Origin of the sequence: Micromonospora sp. RHAY321, from assembly GCF_023896955.1 — a bacterium.
In the GTDB taxonomy this organism is placed as follows: Bacteria; Actinomycetota; Actinomycetes; order Mycobacteriales; family Micromonosporaceae; genus Micromonospora.
Map to the genome: position 1 here is coordinate 525,019 of NZ_JAMHIW010000002.1, position 17,724 is coordinate 542,742.

Here is a 17,724-nt window from a genome sequence, read left to right on the forward strand (position 1 = left end):
CCGGCGCGGCGACACCGAGCGTCCGCCACCTGCACCGGCTCCGACCTGAGCTGATCATGGACCTATGATCATCCGCTGCACCACCGGGCTGGTCCCGGACCACCAGCGCGGATGAAGGGGTCGGCTGATGGCGAAGCACGACAGGGAATCAATGGCCGACCGCTTCGACGCGGCCTGGAAGGCCCTCGAATCAGAACTGAAGCATCGTTGGAGGGAGCGGACCGCAGGCGGCTCAGGGCAGCAGCAGACCGCATTCAGCATGCTGACCTGGGCCCGGGATCAGAAGCTGCTCACCACCGATCAGGAACGGTTCCTGGACCGCTGCCGCAGCGTCCGCAACGCCTACACGCACGTGTCGTTCGAGGGCTACTCGGGGCCGATCGCGTCCCCGCCAAGAGAAATCGTGGAGCGCCTTGAGAAGATCCTGGGCAGCCTGCGGCATCCGCGGAAGGTCGCGGACATTGCGACCAAGGCCAGCACCTGCCTGCCGACCACGCCACTGCGAGAGGCGCTGCAGACGATGCACCGGGGCGACTTCTCCCAACTTCCCTACCGGGACGAGCAGCGCGGCTGGCTCCTCGTGACCCGGGAACAGGTCGGCCGCTGGGCGGAGGCCAAGGCTGAAGCCGACGGTATGGTGCTGCTCGACCTGAGCGCCGCGGTGTCGGAGCTCGCGGATCACCCAGAGGTCGGTCCGGTGCGGCCGAGTCAACTCGACCCGTCGGCCACGCTCGCGAGCGCCGTGGCCGCGCTCGAGTCGGCGCTGCACCGGCCGGACGACGCCGACGGCGGTTACCCGCTGGTCCTGGTGACGGGCAAGGGGGCCGGGGCCCCGGTACAGGTGCTCGCCGTGGACGATCTGCCGCGGGCGTACCGCGAACTTGGCCGCTGACCCGATGGGGCTGACCGATGGCAGAGCGCCGGGCGCCGGCCACATGGTCACCTGGCCCTAGGATCTCTTCCATGCAGGAGGGCCGGTGGACGACGATCACGCCGTCGCAGTTTGCGCACGAGCGGGAGGCGCTGGCGCACGTCCAGGCGCTGCTACCCGACACCGAGCCCTACCGCGCCTGGTCGAACTTTAACCTTTACCGCCCAGACCGGACACCCTTACGAGGTTGACCTGCTGGTCGCCGCCCCGGGTGGGCTCTACCTGATCGAGATCAAGAGCCTGAACGGCCGGATGATCTCCAGCGGCTCCAACTGGATCCTGCAGGGACCGTCGGGGAGCGGCACTCGTACCTTCGACAACCCGCTGCACCTGGCGGACATGAAGGCCAAGAAGCTCAAGTCCCTGCTTCAGGTCGCCGCGACCCAGCGCAAGGGGCCGCCGGTCAGGATCCCGTTCGTGCAGGCGGCGGTCTTCCTGTCGAAGCCTGGCCTGCACGTCGGCCTCTCCGAGCACCACCTGCACGGCATCTTCGGCCCGGAGCCGGCACCCGGCCACCAGTCCGGCTCGCTGCCGACGATCAGTTCGCTACTGCAGTTCTCTCTGCCGCTGCGGGGATACCCGGTTTGCTGTTCCTGCCCGCCACTTTCCCCGCCGACCTGGCCCAATACTTCGGCCACATGCTCCGAATCGCACAAAAGCTTGCCTACCTCTATAGTTGGCCGGACCTTTTTCAGCCGACAGCGACGATCTCGACGACGCGACCAAAGGGGTGCTCATCCTCTTCGTGGGCGTGATGTTCGGCACCCAGTCGGCCAACGCTGCCGTGGGGAAGATTTCGGGTGAGATCTCCAAGCAAGTTGTCAAGAAGCTACCGCAGAAGGCACTCACCAAGGCAGTCATCTATCCAGTAGTGAAAAAAGTCGCAAGCTACCTTGGCGTTCAGATAACCAAGCAGACTTTCGCGCGGACTGTTTCAAAGGCGATCCCCCTCATTGGGGCCGCCGTGTCGGGCGAGCCTACTCCTGCGACCTTCCTCCCCATGTCCAACAGGCTGAAGGATCACCTGTCCAGCTCGGAACTGGCGAAGCCAAAGCACCAGCTTGTAGATGCACAGGTCGTAGAAGTGGGTGTTTTTGAGTCTATCGCCGACGACGATACCGAGCAGCAGCCGGGGCCAGAGTGCACGCCTTGAACTAGAGTCAATCCTCCTAGCCCTCTCCAAAGAAGGAGACCGGCTGAACCAGCGCTGCTTGGCCCCCGAACCACCTGGACTCCTCCTAGGCGACCGCCCGGAGATTACAGCTCGATTCGGTGGGTCGGTCCCGAGAAGACTGTCTCGAACGGGAACAGTACGGCGACAGGAGCTGATCCGCTCGGAACGGTCCAGACTCTGGCCGCCTTGACGGTGTCCCCAGGGTTTGTGGTCATGTCCTCATTGAGCAGGTTATTGAGGTTGCTCGTTACCTCGTCGTCGCTGCTTGATGACGCAAACTGCCCCTTGTCGATCACCACGTCTGCGAAGTCCATGGACGAGCCCGGCGTCTTGCCGATGTTCGTCAACGTCGCATCGACGCGGCAGAACTCCTTACCAGCCTCAGGGGTGGCAGTGATGTACTCCGGGACGTCGGATTCTCCCTGCCACTTCGGGTTCGCAGCTGCGCGAGGGATCGACCTGATGCCGCAGGCCAATTTCGTCACCATGATGAGCCATTGGACAGGCGGAGTGTTGTCGCTGAAGGTCTGGGTGTACTCGAACGGCTGCCCAACCTTGACACGCTGCAGCTGGGGAGTTCCCTCCGCCGACCCACAGAGCTCATCCCGGTTCGGCGGCGTGAACTTAGGGTCGGAGCATGCCTCTTCGAGATCCACGGATGGACTCATTTCCGGGACGGTCGAGTCCGGGGCCGGAGAGGACGTGCATCCGACCATGACAGCGACGATCGCAAGGCCCATGGCGGGCAGCAACGGTGATCGATGCATACCGTCAACTTATGCACCGTTGCACGTGATCGCATCTTAAGCTCGGCTGTTAGAGCAGTGTGCCCACGGCGAGCCTGGCGAATCGCTACGCAGGATGAAAATGGCTCAGTGTTGAGCGGCTCGTCGAGTCATCGCGATGGGCGCCGTTGGCGCAGCACCTCGGATTCCGCATCGCCTACCAGAACGGCCGGTCGATCCACCACTACCGCTCCGGCAATCTCGAAAGCCCGGGCGATGTCCTGCCACAGCGGATAGTTCGTATTGCGGACGCGTGGACTGGGGTGGGCCACCGCGAGCCAGGGAACCAGCTTGGCCTCCTCACGCAGCAGGTAGAGCGCGAAGGCTTGACGGGCGATGCCGCCCATCGTCACCACCAGCCGCAGGGCGGGCAGCAGGTCGATGAGCCGGGCCAGCCAGGGCAGCCCCGGTTCGATGTCGGACCGGGTGGCACCCTTGTTCTTCTTCTCGTCGCCCATGAACCACGGCACGGCGTTCCAATGCAGGCAACGATCCCGTCTCAGCCCTGACGCGCGGTAGAACTCCCACACGTGAGCGGCCGTCGAGTCGTCATTGTCGGGGGAGAGCATGCTGCTGCCCAGCGCCGCGGCTCGGGCGGGAGTCTCCAGGAGGAACAGCACCTGGGCGTGCACTCCGCCCAGGGTCGGATCGACGTACGGCACGCTCTGGTCGCCGCGCTCCGCGCGTAGTTCTTCCACGAGATCCGTAATCGGGGCGATGTGCGGCTCGTGGAGGCGGGCGAGCTTCGCCGTGACTAGGTCGGGATTTCGGTTGACTCGAGCGGCACCTGGCAGGTCCATGACCGGATCGTCCGGCAAATCTATGACGAAAGCCACGAGCCCTACCGTAGGCGGCGCGAAATCAGGCTTCGGGTGTGCTCGGTGAGCTGCTCGGCGACGAAGTCGTTGAGCCGTTCCGGGTCCGGCTCGACCCGCCGGGCTTCCTCCAACTCCTCCCAGGTCCCGTAGTCGTAGGGATCGCCGGCCGTCACGACTCCGATCCCATGCATCCGGGCAGCCGCCGCCACGTCAGCGACGTCATCCTTGAGCGCCGATGCCTGATCCGGCGGGACGTAGAACAGCACATACGACCTCGTCGCCGCGCGGCGGTGTGCCAGCGCCTCGTAGACCGCCTGAACATTGACCGCGTTCGGCGACTTGATCTCGAACGTGTTGACGTCCAGGTGCTTACCGGGCACGTATTCGAAGGTACGAACCTCGACGGTCGTGATGTCCAGCCGTGACCAGATCCCGGTCGGACGACTGCCGCCCAACGCGGTGATCTCCACGGCGAGAAGGTCCTGTCGGTGGTCCTGGGACCAGTCGCGTTCGATTACGGCCCGCATGGGTTCGTAGAGGCTCAACTCGTTGGTGATCGCCGCCTGGATCGTCTCGGCGTCGGGCGTACCGACCTCGACGACGACCGCCATCAGATGCCCGCCGCCGGGGACGTCAGGCCGTGCTCTTCGCACCACCCCGCCTCGGCCGGGCCCCGGATCACGAGCCCCTTGTCGACCAGCCCGTCACGTGCCGTGAAGTACCGGTTCTGGTTCCAGTGCAGGTATTGCCGGAGCGAAGGGTTGCTGACGGGGGAGCCGTCAGTGGGCAGGGCGCTGAACAGCGCCAATTCGTCCTCGGTGAGCGATGGACCGGTGTCCATTCCTCACCCTAACAGGGGGCGGCCGGGCTGGCGGCCTGCTGATCTACGACCGTGCTCCGATGATCACCCTCGCCAGGGCCACCTGGTCTTTGACAGCTATGCAGGTCGCAAATCTTGTCTCGGCCGCCGGGGGCTGGGGGCGGCCGGTCCTGACTGACGGAGGTCGACTTCGAACACGAAGGGTGCGGCGGCCGCGAGGGTGGTGTCCGCGTCGAAAAAGTGGAGGGTCGGCTCGACCAGCGCCTTGGTGACGACCGCCAGTCGCCAACCTGGGTCTTCCCGCGCCGACCGTTCCTCGTTGCGGGTCAGCAGCACGTTCGGGGCCAAACCGCTGACCCCTTTGACCTCGACCCGGTGCACCTCCTCATCAGAAGACGTGCAGGTGAGATCCCAGCCCTTGTTCTGCTTGCTGACGTCCTGCACGCGCCACCCGGCGCGCTTGTAGTGCTGTGCGACCGTCTTCATTCCCGCTGCTTCCACCAACGCGTTGGTCGTCGGGTTGCCGAAGCCTGCGCCGGAGGCCGTGACAGTGATCTTCTCCGGTTGCGGAGGAAGGAGCTTGCCCAGCACGGCGAGTTCAGCCTTGGTGACTGCCAGAGGGTTGCCCATCTGGGGTTGCCGGAAGACTTCCAGGGCAGCCAGTCGGCGGCTGCCCTTCAGCGTCGCGCGGTGAATCGGCTCTTCGAAGAGTTGGATGTCAACGGGGACGAAGTGTTTCGACTGGCGTCGCTGGTTGTCGTCGCTCCAGTACCCTTGATCCTCATCTGAGGTGTCGACGTAACCAGCCGGCCCAAGGACGCGTCCCCATCCCCATAGTCCAGGTTCAGGGTAGGCGCGGCCCTGCCCGGTCACCCAGAACAGAACCTGCTGCCCTTCCGCCATGAGTGCCGTGCGGTAGCTCGGGACGACCGACCACCGATCGATCGTCTCTCCGCCGTCGGCCACGAAGGCTGCCAGATCCCAGACCTCCGGATTGCACTTCAGCATCCAGGCGCCAAGGTTCTCCACCGTCACCAGGCGCTTCGTGTCGCGGCCCCGGTGCCGAGTCGCCTCGATGGCCTCGCTGTATGTCACGTCTCCGGCTCTCATCGACCCAGTTTCCTGAGGCCGCCGGCGGGCTTCATCACCGAACCGGCCGAGGATGCCTGGCTTCCAAGACCATTACAGCAGAGCGACGGGTTGCCGATGGGGCACCGTCGCTCTGTGCGGCGCTTCGTCCTCTTACTCGTCGCGACCGCTGCCGTTCGTAGCGGTGGAGGTGCTCCGGGGCTGGCCCCGCAGCCGCTCGGCCAAGAGGTCGAAGGAGGTGGCCTGCTCGAAAATGTCACCATTGCGCATCCTCTCCTCGAGTAGATCCTCCAAGCGCTGAGCGGTGGCCTTCTGCTCGGCAATGAGGTCCTGCACGACAGAGGCAAGATTCTCGTTGGTCATCCGCGCCGCGCCGCCGGCGACCGGGCTGTCCACCAACTTCTCCAGAATCGACAGCCACTGCCGGCTGAGTCGCTCGGCGTACTGCGCTCGCTTCACGTCCACGTCGTACTCGCAGTCGAGTTTGATCAACTGCTCCCAGTACGGGCGTACCGCCTGCTTGACCCGCTCGTCGAGCTGCACCCAGACGTGCGGCTGACACGTGACCTGCACGCCACCCCGTTCATAACGCCACGTTCCCATGTCGGCGAGCGCCCGCTGGAACTCCACCTCGAACTCCCGGGCCCGGTGTGCCGGGAAGTTGCGAGCGCGCGCGGCCGCCAGGCGGGTCAGCGCGCGAACGGCGTACGGCAGGAAGTACTGCGCCGAGCCGCTCAGCATCTCGCGCGGTAGCCCGTCGGACGACCACACGAAGGCCGCCCGGACCGTGAAGTTGAAGACGTAGCCCCGCGCCGGGACGACGATCGGCGCCTGGGCATCACGCCGTTCGGTCAGCCGGCCGGGCGGTGGGGGAGGCGTTGGCGGCGGTGGTGGAGCCGGTGCCGGAGCGGGCTGCGGTCCTTGAAGGGCGGCGATCAACCGCCGCCAGAGTGTCAGCAACCAGTGCCCAAAACGTCGCCACAGCCCAGGATCGGATCCGCCGCCGGTCGAAATGTCTGCCATGTCATCGTCCCCTCATTGCTGACTCGATCCATTCGGGCAGGCCAGCGCGAAAGTCGGGCAGCCGCGTGAGATGGAAACGCATTCGTCGATGGACTGCGGGACTGCTGGCCAGGTCGCTCAGCAGCTCACCGGTCGACTTGCGCAGGCTCTCGTCGAGATCCGCGTGGTGCAGCCACTGGCCGAGGGCGCGCGAACCGCGCCAAGACATGTCAGGAGCAAGGAGCGCGACCCGCCAGACGCGGGCGAGAGAGTTGCTGTCGATGTCGTTGGCCGCGAGCCTTCTCATCAGCTCCGGAACGCCAGTCGTCGTTTCACCTGACGTCTTCCAGGCCAGGGCGAGCAGGGCGTTCGCGGCGTGCCGTTGGAGCTGCCTGTCCTCCGTCCACCGCGCCAACTCGCCCAGAATTCGGTCGGCACGATCGGGCGTGTACAACTGGTTGATTGCCTCGGCAACCGCGTACATGTCCTGCTGCATGCGATCTTCGGCGATGCGGCGTAGATCCGCGAGACTCCAGCTCAGATCAGGCTGCTGCAGCCCGCTCGCATAGATCCGTGCAGCGGTGTCCCGCTGGTAGTTGAGTCGGCCGTGGGCCCACTCGCGCACCTTCTCGCGTACGAGGTGGTCAACCTGGCCGCCCAGATCAGCCGTGACCAGCGCCCATGCCGCAGCCTGACGTGTCCGTTGGCGTGGGGCCGCCGCCCAGTCGTCGATGAGGTCCTGGCAGACCCGGTCGAAGTCGTGGTGGGCGAGCAGTCCTGCGGCCTCGGCCGCCGCTCGGCGCACCGGCTCGTCGTTTTGGGACACCAAGGCAGCGAGCCATTTCAGCAGCGCTGGTCGGGTGCTGTCGAACTCGTGCCAGGCCACATCGATGATGGCACCGCGCATGCCACCGTCGTGAAGCCAGGCCGATCGGCTCACCCCACCCCGTGCCCGGTTCCTCTCCTGGCCCTTCTGCCAGTCCACGTCGAGCTTCCCGAGCAGTTCCGATACGGGGTGTTGCAGTGCCAGCCGGCCCCAGTCCGGCCGCTTGGCCTCACCGTCTATCTGCTCCAGCAGCAGGCCCGCTGACTCGAAGACATAGTGCAACGGCTGCCAGCAGCAGACCGCGTAGGCGAGGCGAAAGGCGCGCTCGTGCTGGTCCGCCCGCCGCGGACGCCGACCACCCTCTGTGGGCTTCGAGTGCAGGATTTCGGCCGCCCGCTGGCGTCGCCGCGGCTGGGAGATCTTGAGGATCTCCGACAACACGGCCTCGTCGGCCGGATGATGGCTCGCCACCGAGTCGGCAATCGCGACGACCTCCCGAGGACCGTAGGTCGCATCCAGTGCCGCGCAGAGCGGATCGTGTTGGAGATATCGATCGGCATGTTGCTGGCTGTCCGCTCGGTTCAGCTTCCTGGACTTCCGCAGTCGGTTCGCCACGTGGCGACGGAACACCATGCGTGGCGCGGGAGCCCGGTGTGGCACCTCGGCACTGTGCCGCACGGCGTCGCGTGGATCGGCGTCCCTGATCAGCAGCAGGCTCGCCGAGCGCCGCCGGAACGCCTCGGAAAGTTGGCGCAACGCCTGTACATGCCCATTGCCGGGCAAGCGGAGGACGTACCCGTGGTTCTCCGCGATGCAGTCGGGATCGCGATGCAGAACCTCCGGGTTGACTCCGGCCGGCAGCAACACCTCATCCACCCGGTCCTGCCCGTGGCGCCGCGCCAGTGCCGCGCAGGCGGTGCTGAACCGGCCGGTGTTCGGCGCACCGGTCAGACAGGCCGTGGGACGGTGCCCCAGTACCTCATCGAGTCGATCGTCCGCCTCCGCAGCGCCGTACACCTCGACAAGATCTGGTACCCCCGCGAGCTTCCTGATGATCGGCTTGGCCGACGGCTGGCCCTCATAGCTCACATGGTGGATGGTGTTGTTGTTTCCGAACGCCGTCGCGCCATGTGCGCTCACATGGGAGTAGCTGGTTCCCGCGAACTGCGCGCCGTACAACTCCTCACCAACTCGCTGATCCACTCGCAGCGAGTCCGGAGCAATCTCCTCTTCCGGCTCATCGCCTGAGGAACGGACTTGGAACTGCTGCGACACAGGAGACGCAGGCGCGGGTTCGGACTCAGGTGCCTCCGTCTGCTCGGGAGTGCCGTCCGACTCGACGGCAGGTGCCTGAGGATCGTCGGAAGGCACGTTCACGTCGCTCATCGCTGCGTCCCGGACTGGTCCGCGGCCTCGCGGAGGCCTGCCGTGGAGATGACGTTGCCGTTGCCGTAGGCGGTAGGGCCGTGGGAGGTGATGTGCTGAAAGACCTGGCCGCCAGCGGGCGGGCTGGGCTCCGGAAAGGTCGGGCGCCTGTCATCACTGCGTTCACGAGCACGGCCGTCACTGGGATCCCCGGCCTCGGGGCCATCTGCCGCCGTGGCACTGCCTGCGACGTTCTCACCAGGAACGTAGATCCAAGCGACAGCTTCGAAGTCCTTGTCCGGCAGGCGGGCAGTCACGCGGAGAAACTGCTCCGGCCGCAGATCCCGATAATGCCGGACGATGTCCTCGTATATGCGGTCCGAGACGATCAGCGCGACCTCCGCGCCGCGGAACCGACGCAAGGCAGCCTTGAGTTGCGGCGAATCAACCAGCCGGCAAACAGTCACCACGGCGTCGCCGGGGTAGCCGTTGGCGCCGTCCAGGTGGACCGGCCCCTCATGCACGCCGATTCGCAGCCGGATCCGTGCTTCGGGGCTCAGCCCACGGTTGTGTTCCCGCAGCAGCCGGTCGATCGTGGGCGTCAGCCGGGTCACGATGGCCCGTTCGCTCGTCCCCGGGGGCAGGATCGCGAGTTCGCCGTCACCTCCCTGTTGGATCAGCCAGTTGGCACGATCGAAGCCCAGCTCCTCGCAGGCGTCTTTCATGATCTTTTGAAACGCGAGCTGGGCCCGGTACTGCAGAACGTTGTCCCGTCCGCTGTAGCTCTCCATGTCGACGGCGATGAGCACCCGCCGGTCCGGATCTGCGAATTCAGGCATGCACTCCACCCTTCAGTGACAACGGTGAGCCGGTCAGGGTCATCTCTACCGGCCGGGTGCGCTGGAAATTCCATAGAAGTACGGGTTGTCGCTCACCGTCCGGTAGGCGACAACCCGTACTTCGACTCCCTGCCCGTGGTGGTCCCGGCCTTGACTCGAAGCATGGGAAGAACCCGGCGAATGAGCACGCAACCCGACCTTGATCCTTGGCGCGATCTCCTGGTCGGTCTGACGACGGCGGCCTCGCTCCAGGCCTCGATCAGGCACGCGGACACCAAAGCCGCCGCACTGCTCACCATCGAGGGGGCGGTGACCACCGCAGTCGTGGACAGAGCTCTGCCGCTCGCGGTGGGCGGCGGCGGAGTGGTCACCCTCTCCCTTGCGACCCTCCTGGCGACTTCCTTCGTCATCGGAGTGGCGTCGGCTACGTGGCAGCTTGTTCTGGCGCTTCGACCTCGTCTCGAGGGTGCCAGCGGGGCCAACCGCTTCGGCTTTCCGAACCTCGTACGAGGCAAGGGCCGCCCGCCGGTTGCGTCGACCCGACGGCACCGGGACGAGGCGTGGGACTTCGTCGCCGCACTGGCCCGTATCGCGATGGCCAAGCATCTACGGATACGCCGGAGCATGCCATGGCTGGTGGTGGCGATGACGTCGGCCAGCGGCTTGGTGATCGTCATGAACCTCGGGCTGCCGGCGATGTCCTGACACGCGACAACATCGGGTAGCGGTATCAGAGCCGAAAGTGAATGATGATCTCAGAGCGGAGCTGGAGGTGGTACGTGGATGACCCGAGCTGGCTGCCCGGCACCTTCCTCGGTCGCCTCGAAAGGACCGCTCGGGACCGGCTGCTGGCGGCCGCGGTCCGGCGTTCGGTGAGAGAGTCGCAGGTCGTGCTGCGGGAGGGCGTTCTCGAGTCGCACGTCGTCGTGCTGGACGACGCACTCGCCAAGGTCACCGTCGCCATGGCTGACGGGCGACAGGCTCTCCTGGCGATCCGCATGTCGGGCGACATCGTCGGCGAGATCTCCGCGCTGAACGGCACACCGAGGACCGCAACGGTCACCACCTGTCGGCCGTCGATTGTTCGGATCATCCACCGGAACGAGTTCCGTGCTTTCCTGCGCGGCAACCCGGATGCCGCCATGGAGGTCGCCGGCATCGTCGCGGACCGCCTGCGTTGGGCGAACCGTCGACGCGTCGACTTCGCCTCGTACCCGGTCAAGGTCCGCCTGGCGCGGGTGCTGTGGGAAATCGCCACCGCCTACGGCCGGCGCGACCCCCGCGGCCTCGTCATCAACGTCCGACTCACGCAGGGCGAACTGGCCACGCTCTGCGGCGCGGCCGAAATCAGCCTGCAGAAGGCGCTCGGCAATCTGCGTGCGGCCGGCATCATCGCCACGGGTTACCGCGAGATCGTCGTCCGGGACAGCGACGGGTTGCGTGCCGTCGCGGATCTCGACAACTCGCTGTGATGGGTATCACGGCAGGGTCTGGCGAACCTGCCGTGCTCCCCCGACACGGCCTTGCTAGCAAGTGGGAGGCTCGGCCACATGGGAGCGTCATCGCACAGTTGCCCGCGCTGCTCGGCGTACTGGTCGGCCCCATCGGCACGATTGTGGCCACCTCCGTCGCCGATCGGACAAGGTGGAAGCGGAATCAGACCGTGCGTTGGGACGATCGAAGGCTCGACGCCTACGTCGAATTCGCACAGGTTCTCAAGGAGATCCATGCCGTCGCCGTTCGCATGCTCGCAAGTGAGCGGCCGAACTCCCGGGGGCACCACATCGATCGGGAGGCGGGCCTCGCGCGGTTGGCCGACGCAGACGTCCGGCACACGTTGGCTTGGGAGAGCGTTCTGGTCGCCAGGGAAGATGACGGTGAGGTGCGGTGGTGGACCTGGGCCGGCTTCCGGGCCAGTGCCACGTTGATTGCCACGCTCAGCGAGCTCGCCGACCCGACGCAACGATATGACGACGCGTCGATCCGGCTGCGGGCGGACCTGGATAGTCGGACGGTACGGGCGGCAATGGCAGATGCGGTCGATCGCATCTGCCTGCCAGACGTCACCGACAAGGCGATTGCCGGCCTCATGTTCAGTGCCGCCCTGCCGGAGCGCCTCGCCGTCGCTACCCTGGCCGCCCGATTGGCGGATGTTCCGGCGGCCCAGGCGGTGCTCGCCGAACCCACCCGCGTGACGTTCCTTCCCGCCGTCTGATCAAGAGACGCCGCAGGACACCATACGACCATCCGCAAGGCGGGTAGCAGCATTGAGGCCTGGTGCGAGCTGGCGTCCCGCCTAGTCGATGTGGACTCAGTGTGGCGGGGCTGGGCTGGGGCGGCTCTGCTGGGGTGGGATGGGGGACGGCGGGTCGGTGGGGGCACGAGGGTGCGAGTGCAGGAGTTCGGTGATCCAGCGGGCTGCTTCCTTCTGCGCGGTGAGCATGTGCTCGCGGGCGTCCGCCAGATCCTGGTCCCCGGTGTCGACGTGTTCGTTGAGGATCGCCGCCCACCGGCGGCTCAACTCCTGGGCGTAGCGGGCCTTTCGGAGCTGCTCGTCGAACTGGTACTCCAGTTTCATCAGCCGGTCGACGTGCGGTCGGTACGTCGGCATGATCCGCTCGTCGAGCCGGACGGTGGCGTCGGGTTGGCAGGTGATGACGATGTCGCCCCGCTCGTAGGTCCACGTGGGTTCGTCGGCGAGAGCCCGCTGCAACGCCAGCTCCAAGTCGGCGGCCCGGTGCGGGGGCAGGTCCCGGGCGGCGTCGGCGGCGATCCGGGTCAGCCGCTGGATCGCGTTCGGCTGGAAGTAGTCCACGTACCAGCTCAACACCTCCGAGCGGAGGCTCGCCGGCGAGGACCAGGCGAACGTGGCGCGGATGTGGAACGAGTACACGTACCCCCGGGCGGGAACCGCGATCAGCCGGGGCGCGTCGCGCTGCTCGACGAGGGGGCCGGACGGCGACGGTGCGGCGCCCAACCCCACGGGCGCCTCGTCCTGGAGTGACGCGACGAGTCGGTCCCAGGTGCGTGCCCACCACCGCCAGCTGCGCACACTCACGTCGCGGGTGATGGTCAACCCGCGGATGCCGCGGTGCCGCCACCGGTCCGCAGGCCTCGGCCTCCCATCGGGGGCGTCCGTCATGGCACCCCTCCATGGTCACGGATCCGCATTTCACGCTAACAACCCGTGACCGATATGCCCGCCGCCACGCCGTCGCGACTCCCGGCCGCAGGGTCGGCGGGGGAGCGGATCATCCGGGGTTCACCGATCATTGTGGAGCAGTTGGCGCGGCGAGGGCTGTTGCGGCCGATCGGCAACGGTGAGACTGGGACCGATCCGATACTGACGCGGATCGATGAACCGGATGGTCTGGAGGCAGCCTGTGTCCACCCTCGTGTCCCCGCTGGCCACGCTCGGCGCGATCCGCCGGCGTACCACCACCCTCGCCCTGCTCCTCGCCATGGTCGCCGCCGCGCTGGTCGGCCCGTCCGTGGTCGCACCCACGCTGACCGACTCCGCCTCGGCGGCGGTCTACAGCTCCTGCACCATCAGCCGCTGCGCGGATGCCCGCACCGCCCGCTCCGGGTGGTCCGCCAAGGGCTTCCCGACCAGCCGCGGCTGGTATTCCTGGAGTGGTGGGCTGTCCAACTTCGCCGGTGGCCGGTTCTACAACTACGAGGGTCAACTGCCCACCAACGCCACCTACTACGAGTACGACGTCTACCCCCGCACCCAGGGCGCCGCCCGGGACGCGTACCGGATCGTGGTGAACCGCAGCACGGGGGTCACCTGGTTCTCGCCCAACCACTACACCGACTTCTACCGGCTCTGACGGTTCCGGGGCCGGCCGGGGCACCGGTCGGCCCCGCCGCGAGCCGACCAGGACAGGAGGCACGTGATGGTCGACCAGGACGGTGGTCGGTTGCCCGACTGGCTGACCGTGTGCCGGGACGCCGCACCGGAGGTGCCCGGCGCGTCGGTGCTGGCCGGCGCGGCGAGCCGGACCCGGCCCGCGCTGTTCGCCACGTTGGCCGACGCGCTGGCGCTGCCGGCCCACCTGGGAACGACCTGGGACGCCCTCGCCGACGTGCTTCGGGACCGCCTGGACGCCGGCCCGCTCACCCTGCTGGTCACCGACGCGGGCCAACTCCTCGCCGACGAGCCGGCCGGCCAGTACGCCCTGCTGCTCACGGTGCTCGGCGACCTCGCCGGCACCGCTCCGCACCCCCTCCGCGTCGTCCTGCACGAAGCCTCGCCCTCCTGAGTGCCGAGGGGTGACGGCACCGGCGCAGATGTCCGGACGAGCGTGATGACTCTGAGGTATCAATATGACTCTGAGGTATCGCGCTCTTCAGCAACACGGCCGCGCCACCCCGCCGCGAGCAGCGCATGTCCGCCTCCGTCGGCCGTCACCCGGGCGACCGACGGTCAGTTCCGCTGGGCCGGCTGGTCCAGGATCGCGCTGAACCGCTCCTCGGCCAGGTCGAGCTGACCGAAGATGTGTCGCTTCACCGCCGGCGAGAGCGGCGTGTCGGGGCGGGCGATGAGGTCGCGGAAGAGCGGCACCAAAGGCCGGTACTTCCGGGCCGACGAGACGACCTTCGGCCCGACCGTGTGGATCACCCCGACGCCGTTGTCGGTGAAGTCGGACACCTTGATCACCCGGGCCCAGGGCTCCCGGCCCAGGCTGACCGCCAGGTGCTCGAAGTACTGCGCGTTCCGGTCGCGCTGCGGGTCGTACACCGGGTTGGTGACGGCGGCGACCAGCGTGGCCACCCGCGACCCGAACCGGCTGGCGAGCGCGGCCAGCGCGGCGTCGGTCGGGTCGCCGCCCACGTCGCCGTCGGCCAGCTCGACCGGGTGGTCCTCGACGGCGTCGTGCAGCAGCCCGGCGACGATGACGTCCACGTCGCGCACCTGGTAGTGGTGCATCAGCCGGATGGCCACCCGCAGCAGGTGGTTGAGGTACGGCTCGCGGACCCGCCGGTCGTCGCGGTGCAGGTCGGCGGCCAGGTCGAGCGCGGCGGTCAGCCGGGCCCGGGCGTCGTCGTCGAACTGCTGGACCTCCAACCGGAAGCGTTCCAGCAGGCCCGGCTCGCCGTGGATCTCGGTGATCGCGTGCATCGGCATGCTGCCCAGGTGCGGCGGGAAGTCCATGCGTCACTTATAGCCGATCTTCACCGTGTGGATCGCCCCGTGCGTCACCGACCCGACCGCACGGAACCGGGCCGACGCCCGCGCGGCGTCGGCCCGGCCGGTGGTGCGGCCCTGCCCGGTTCGGCCCGGCGGCTTGGTCCGCGCTGCTGCAAACCGGTCAGACGGGCAGCCGGTCCGCGCCGGCGAGCGGCCCGACCAGGAGGGGGACCAGCGGCGCCGGGAGGACCGGGCCGTGGCGCAGGGTGGGCGTCCAGCCCGCGTCGGCGCCCAGGTCGGGATCGTGCGCCGCGTTGTACGCCGCCAGCAGGTCGACCGGGCGCGCCGGCCCGCCGTCCTGACGGACCCAGGTGCCCCGCTCGGTGAGCGCGGTGCCACCCCAGTCGTAGAGCAGGTCGGCCGGCTCGACCGTCGCGTCGAGGGTGAAGAAGTTGTTCTGCGCGTACAGCGCGGACTGCACGCCGACGCCGAGGGCGTACTGGAAGTCGCCGCCGCCGAGCCGGTAGTGGTTGTTGTAGACGTCGACCTGGCCGAAGCGCACCCGGGGCAGCCGTTGCAGCACGCTGTCGAAGAGGTTGTGGTGCAGCGTGACCTTCAACCGACCCACGTCCGGGCCGACGGTGTTGGACGAGCCGATCAGCATCAGCTTGTCGCGCCCGGTGAAGCGGTTCCAGGAGGCGGTGACCAGGCTGGCGGTGTGCGTGACGTCCAGCGAGCCGTCGTGCACCTGGTACGGCCGTCCGAAGTGGGTGGGTTGGGCGCTGTCGGGGTTGTCGCCGTCGGTGAAGGTGTTGTGGTCGACCCAGACGTGGTCGCTGCGGCGTACCGAGATCTGGTCGTACTGGCTGTTCCAGTTGCCGGCCTCGCCGTCGGTGGGGGACCAGGCGGGGAAGCAGTCCCGGGCGTCGACGAAGGTCAGGTTACGGACGATGACGTTCGACGCCCGGTCGATCATGAGGGTGAGGCCGGTCAGCCGGGCGCCGCGCAGCCCGATGATGGTCGTGTTGGGGCCGACGTTGATCTGGGTCTGTCGGGTCTGGTTGGCCACCGAGCGCACCCGGGCCTCCTCCAGCGGCCCGGTCGGCGCCACGCGACCCCACACCGCCCGGTCGTACGCGGCCAGGTAGGCGTCCAGCCGGTACTGCGGGTCAGCCAGGTCGGCGCAGCTCAGCGTCGTGCCGTCCGGTCCCTCGAAGCCGTCGACGGTGCCGTCCACGTAGATCAGCTTCGGGGTGGTGTCGGTCGCGTTGCCGGCGTTGTCGCCGCCCAGCGCGGCGACCAGCTCGGCCCGGGTGCGGACCACCCGGGTCCGCTCGGGGGTGGCCGTCGAGCCGCCGGTGGTTCCGGCGCCCTCGGCCGCCCAGCCGTCCCGCTCGGGCAGCACCTGCCGGCCGAGGTGGCGGGCCGACCAGGAGAGCCGGTCGCTGTCGGCCGCCGGGTCGGGGCGGGGGGCGGCGCCGGCCGGAGCGGCACCGAGCAGGAGGGCGATGACCGTAGCGCCGGTGAGGATTCTGCGCATCGATTCTTCCCATTCGCTGGTGGTGGTTCGGCAGTCACCAGGAACGGTAGGTTCGCAGTTTTATGAGAGTCAATATGCATTGTGTGCAGGAATGTTGCAGTTGTCGGGCTCGACCGGCATTGCCCCGACCGTCGCCGGTCGAGTATCCGGGGATCTGTCCGATGAGGCCCGCAGGAGTCCGGGCGGTGTTTGCACTCCGGTTGCCGTCGCCCCCTATTCCGCCAGCTCGGCGTGGTACGCCGGGGTCGCCCACGGCACCGCCAGCTCGCTCGGCAGCGCCCCCCGATCGGCCGCCCGGCGCAGCAGCTCGACGACGCCCCGCAGGTGCCGTACCCGCTCCCCGCCGTCGCCCACCGCGGCGACCAGGTCGCCGTCGAGCAGCCGGGGCTCCGGTGCGGCCCGCAGCGCGTCCAGCAGGGCGGTGAACGGCGCGGTACGGGCCAGCGGGGCGATCAGCGGCACGCCGGCCGGGTCGGCCCGGTGCGCCAGCAGGTTCTCCAGCAGGCCCCGCCGCCCCGGTACCCGGCGGGTCACCACGTCGCCGGGCAGCCGCAGCCGGTCGGTCGGATACTCCAGCACCGCCCGCCCCGCCGTGCCCGTCACCAGCACCTCGCCCGCCACGAACTCCTCGGCGGCCAGGGTGACGGCGGCCAGCACCGGCGGGCCGGCCCGGAACCGGACCCGCAGCACCGCGGTGTCCTCCACCTCGATGGGCCGGACCCGGTAGCGCTCCACGTCGATCGCCACCGGCCAGGGCGGCGCCCCGGCGAGCGCCTCGGCGACCGCGAGGCACTGCATCACGGCGTGCGCGAGCGGGTTGGCCAGCGCGCCGTCCAGCACCGGCCGGCCGTCCAGGGTTCGCCGACCGGCCCAGGGGGACCGGGCGTAGTAGGCGTCCGGTCGTTGCCACGCGGCGACGGTGGCGATGCCGGTGACCGTTCCCAACCGGCCGGCGGCCAGCGCGTCGGTCAACGCGGTCAGCGCCGCCGAACCGAGCGCCTGGAAGCCGACCTGGGCCACCCGGCCGGTGGCCGCCAGCGCCCCGGTCAGCTCCTCGTGCTCGGCCAGCGACAGCACCGGCGGCTTCTCCAGCAGCAGGTCCGCGCCGGCCGCGAGGGCGTCCCGGGCGATCGGCAGGTGCGTGTGCGGCGGGGTGCAGATCACCACCACCTCCGGCCGTGCGGCGGCGAGCATCGCCCGGTGGTCGGTGAACACCCCGACCCCCGGCGGCACCGGCGCCGCCTGGTCGTCCTCCACCGGTCGGACGTCGACCAGGGCGACCAGCCGCAGCCGGCCGTCGGCGTGCAGTGGCGCGATCACCCGCCGGTGCCAGCGGCCGTGCCCGTTCGCCCCGATCACGGCGATCCGCGTCGGCGGCGTACGCCCGTTCACCGGGCACCG

The 17,724-nt window shown here is 68.3% G+C and carries 19 protein-coding genes and 1 pseudogene; 8 read left to right on the forward strand and 12 right to left on the reverse strand.

Annotated features, from left to right (window positions below; all coding sequences use genetic code 11):
• Window positions 1–127: 127 nt before the first annotated feature.
• From M8C17_RS06750 to M8C17_RS06755, 3 genes and pseudogenes are all read left to right on the forward strand, one after another.
• A complete protein-coding gene (locus M8C17_RS06750) occupies window positions 128–892 on the forward strand; it encodes a hypothetical protein (protein ID WP_252415520.1) in 765 nt (254 codons plus the stop codon).
• 111 nt (window positions 893–1,003) lie between these two features.
• Window positions 1,004–1,351: pseudogene (locus M8C17_RS32275) on the forward strand (nuclease-related domain-containing protein); the annotation flags it as partial.
• Between the two features lie 256 nt (window positions 1,352–1,607).
• Window positions 1,608–2,084: a hypothetical protein gene (locus M8C17_RS06755; RefSeq protein WP_252415521.1), complete on the forward strand. Its 477-nt coding sequence runs from the start codon at window positions 1,608–1,610 to the stop codon at window positions 2,082–2,084.
• A gap of 104 nt (window positions 2,085–2,188) precedes the next feature.
• On the opposite strand, the gene M8C17_RS06760 is transcribed toward M8C17_RS06755, so the two are convergent.
• The 8 genes from M8C17_RS06760 to M8C17_RS06795 all read right to left on the reverse strand — a co-directional run bounded on the left by M8C17_RS06760 (window position 2,189) and on the right by M8C17_RS06795 (window position 9,649).
• Window positions 2,189–2,761 carry a DUF4352 domain-containing protein gene (locus M8C17_RS06760; RefSeq protein ID WP_252415522.1) on the reverse strand — a complete coding sequence of 191 codons (573 nt, stop codon included), beginning with the start codon at window positions 2,759–2,761 and terminating at the stop codon, window positions 2,189–2,191.
• Between the two features lie 239 nt (window positions 2,762–3,000).
• Window positions 3,001–3,726, reverse strand: a complete 726-nt coding sequence (locus tag M8C17_RS06765; RefSeq protein ID WP_252415523.1) for a uracil-DNA glycosylase — start codon at window positions 3,724–3,726, stop codon at window positions 3,001–3,003.
• Window positions 3,727–3,731: 5 nt separating this feature from the next.
• Window positions 3,732–4,319, reverse strand: a complete 588-nt coding sequence (locus M8C17_RS06770) for a hypothetical protein (RefSeq protein ID WP_252415524.1) — start codon at window positions 4,317–4,319, stop codon at window positions 3,732–3,734.
• The gene (locus M8C17_RS06775) at window positions 4,319–4,549 is read right to left on the reverse strand and encodes a hypothetical protein (RefSeq protein ID WP_252415525.1); all 231 of its coding nucleotides are present in this window, start codon (window positions 4,547–4,549) and stop codon (window positions 4,319–4,321) included. The genes M8C17_RS06770 and M8C17_RS06775 overlap by 1 nt, the downstream gene beginning before the upstream one ends.
• Before the next feature lie 96 nt (window positions 4,550–4,645).
• Window positions 4,646–5,623, reverse strand: a complete 978-nt coding sequence (locus M8C17_RS06780) for a protein NO VEIN domain-containing protein (RefSeq protein ID WP_252415526.1) — start codon at window positions 5,621–5,623, stop codon at window positions 4,646–4,648.
• A 147-nt stretch (window positions 5,624–5,770) separates the two neighbouring features.
• A complete protein-coding gene (locus M8C17_RS06785) occupies window positions 5,771–6,640 on the reverse strand; it encodes a hypothetical protein (protein ID WP_252415527.1) in 870 nt (289 codons plus the stop codon).
• A 1-nt stretch (window position 6,641) separates the two neighbouring features.
• Window positions 6,642–8,831 (reverse strand): hypothetical protein, encoded by a 2,190-nt coding sequence (locus M8C17_RS06790; RefSeq protein ID WP_252415528.1) that lies wholly within the window; start codon window positions 8,829–8,831, stop codon window positions 6,642–6,644.
• Entirely contained in the window at window positions 8,828–9,649 is an 822-nt protein-coding gene (locus M8C17_RS06795) for a hypothetical protein (protein WP_252415529.1), read from the reverse strand. Before M8C17_RS06795 ends, M8C17_RS06790 begins: the two co-directional genes overlap by 4 nt.
• Before the next feature lie 180 nt (window positions 9,650–9,829).
• Between M8C17_RS06795 and M8C17_RS06800 the strand changes: the two genes are divergently transcribed.
• The 3 genes from M8C17_RS06800 to M8C17_RS06810 all read left to right on the forward strand — a co-directional run bounded on the left by M8C17_RS06800 (window position 9,830) and on the right by M8C17_RS06810 (window position 11,864).
• Entirely contained in the window at window positions 9,830–10,354 is a 525-nt protein-coding gene (locus tag M8C17_RS06800) for a hypothetical protein (RefSeq protein WP_252415530.1), read from the forward strand.
• 74 nt (window positions 10,355–10,428) lie between these two features.
• Window positions 10,429–11,121: a Crp/Fnr family transcriptional regulator gene (locus tag M8C17_RS06805; protein WP_252415531.1), complete on the forward strand. Its 693-nt coding sequence runs from the start codon at window positions 10,429–10,431 to the stop codon at window positions 11,119–11,121.
• Window positions 11,122–11,219: 98 nt separating this feature from the next.
• The gene (locus M8C17_RS06810) at window positions 11,220–11,864 is read left to right on the forward strand and encodes a hypothetical protein (RefSeq protein WP_252415532.1); all 645 of its coding nucleotides are present in this window, start codon (window positions 11,220–11,222) and stop codon (window positions 11,862–11,864) included.
• A 96-nt stretch (window positions 11,865–11,960) separates the two neighbouring features.
• On the opposite strand, the gene M8C17_RS06815 is transcribed toward M8C17_RS06810, so the two are convergent.
• Window positions 11,961–12,707 carry a hypothetical protein gene (locus M8C17_RS06815; protein ID WP_252415533.1) on the reverse strand — a complete coding sequence of 249 codons (747 nt, stop codon included), beginning with the start codon at window positions 12,705–12,707 and terminating at the stop codon, window positions 11,961–11,963.
• A 325-nt stretch (window positions 12,708–13,032) separates the two neighbouring features.
• Here M8C17_RS06815 and M8C17_RS06820 point away from each other — a divergent pair, with 325 nt between their 5' ends.
• Window positions 13,033–13,482 carry a ribonuclease domain-containing protein gene (locus tag M8C17_RS06820; protein ID WP_252415534.1) on the forward strand — a complete coding sequence of 150 codons (450 nt, stop codon included), beginning with the start codon at window positions 13,033–13,035 and terminating at the stop codon, window positions 13,480–13,482.
• A 66-nt stretch (window positions 13,483–13,548) separates the two neighbouring features.
• Complete coding sequence (locus tag M8C17_RS06825) at window positions 13,549–13,914, forward strand: barstar family protein (protein ID WP_252415535.1); 366 nt, start codon at window positions 13,549–13,551, stop codon at window positions 13,912–13,914.
• Window positions 13,915–14,078: 164 nt separating this feature from the next.
• On the opposite strand, the gene M8C17_RS06830 is transcribed toward M8C17_RS06825, so the two are convergent.
• From M8C17_RS06830 to M8C17_RS06840, 3 genes are all read right to left on the reverse strand, one after another.
• Window positions 14,079–14,807, reverse strand: coding sequence for an HD domain-containing protein (locus M8C17_RS06830; RefSeq protein WP_252415536.1), 729 nt, complete (start codon window positions 14,805–14,807; stop codon window positions 14,079–14,081).
• A 157-nt stretch (window positions 14,808–14,964) separates the two neighbouring features.
• Window positions 14,965–16,323: a polysaccharide lyase family 1 protein gene (locus tag M8C17_RS06835; protein WP_252415537.1), complete on the reverse strand. Its 1,359-nt coding sequence runs from the start codon at window positions 16,321–16,323 to the stop codon at window positions 14,965–14,967.
• A 213-nt stretch (window positions 16,324–16,536) separates the two neighbouring features.
• Window positions 16,537–17,715 carry a Gfo/Idh/MocA family protein gene (locus tag M8C17_RS06840; protein WP_252415538.1) on the reverse strand — a complete coding sequence of 393 codons (1,179 nt, stop codon included), beginning with the start codon at window positions 17,713–17,715 and terminating at the stop codon, window positions 16,537–16,539.
• Window positions 17,716–17,724: the final 9 nt, after the last annotated feature.

Coding starts and splice junctions, on each gene's coding strand:
- M8C17_RS06785 (WP_252415527.1), bottom strand. CDS start 6,640: ATGGCAGACATTTCGACCGGCGGCGGATCCGATCCTGGGCTGTGGCGA.
- M8C17_RS06825 (WP_252415535.1), top strand. CDS start 13,549: ATGGTCGACCAGGACGGTGGTCGGTTGCCCGACTGGCTGACCGTGTGC.
- M8C17_RS06835 (WP_252415537.1), bottom strand. CDS start 16,323: ATGCGCAGAATCCTCACCGGCGCTACGGTCATCGCCCTCCTGCTCGGT.
- M8C17_RS06830 (WP_252415536.1), bottom strand. CDS start 14,807: ATGGACTTCCCGCCGCACCTGGGCAGCATGCCGATGCACGCGATCACC.
- M8C17_RS06795 (WP_252415529.1), bottom strand. CDS start 9,649: ATGCCTGAATTCGCAGATCCGGACCGGCGGGTGCTCATCGCCGTCGAC.
- M8C17_RS06750 (WP_252415520.1), top strand. CDS start 128: ATGGCGAAGCACGACAGGGAATCAATGGCCGACCGCTTCGACGCGGCC.
- M8C17_RS06770 (WP_252415524.1), bottom strand. CDS start 4,319: ATGGCGGTCGTCGTCGAGGTCGGTACGCCCGACGCCGAGACGATCCAG.
- M8C17_RS06775 (WP_252415525.1), bottom strand. CDS start 4,549: ATGGACACCGGTCCATCGCTCACCGAGGACGAATTGGCGCTGTTCAGC.
- M8C17_RS06790 (WP_252415528.1), bottom strand. CDS start 8,831: ATGAGCGACGTGAACGTGCCTTCCGACGATCCTCAGGCACCTGCCGTC.
- M8C17_RS06800 (WP_252415530.1), top strand. CDS start 9,830: ATGAGCACGCAACCCGACCTTGATCCTTGGCGCGATCTCCTGGTCGGT.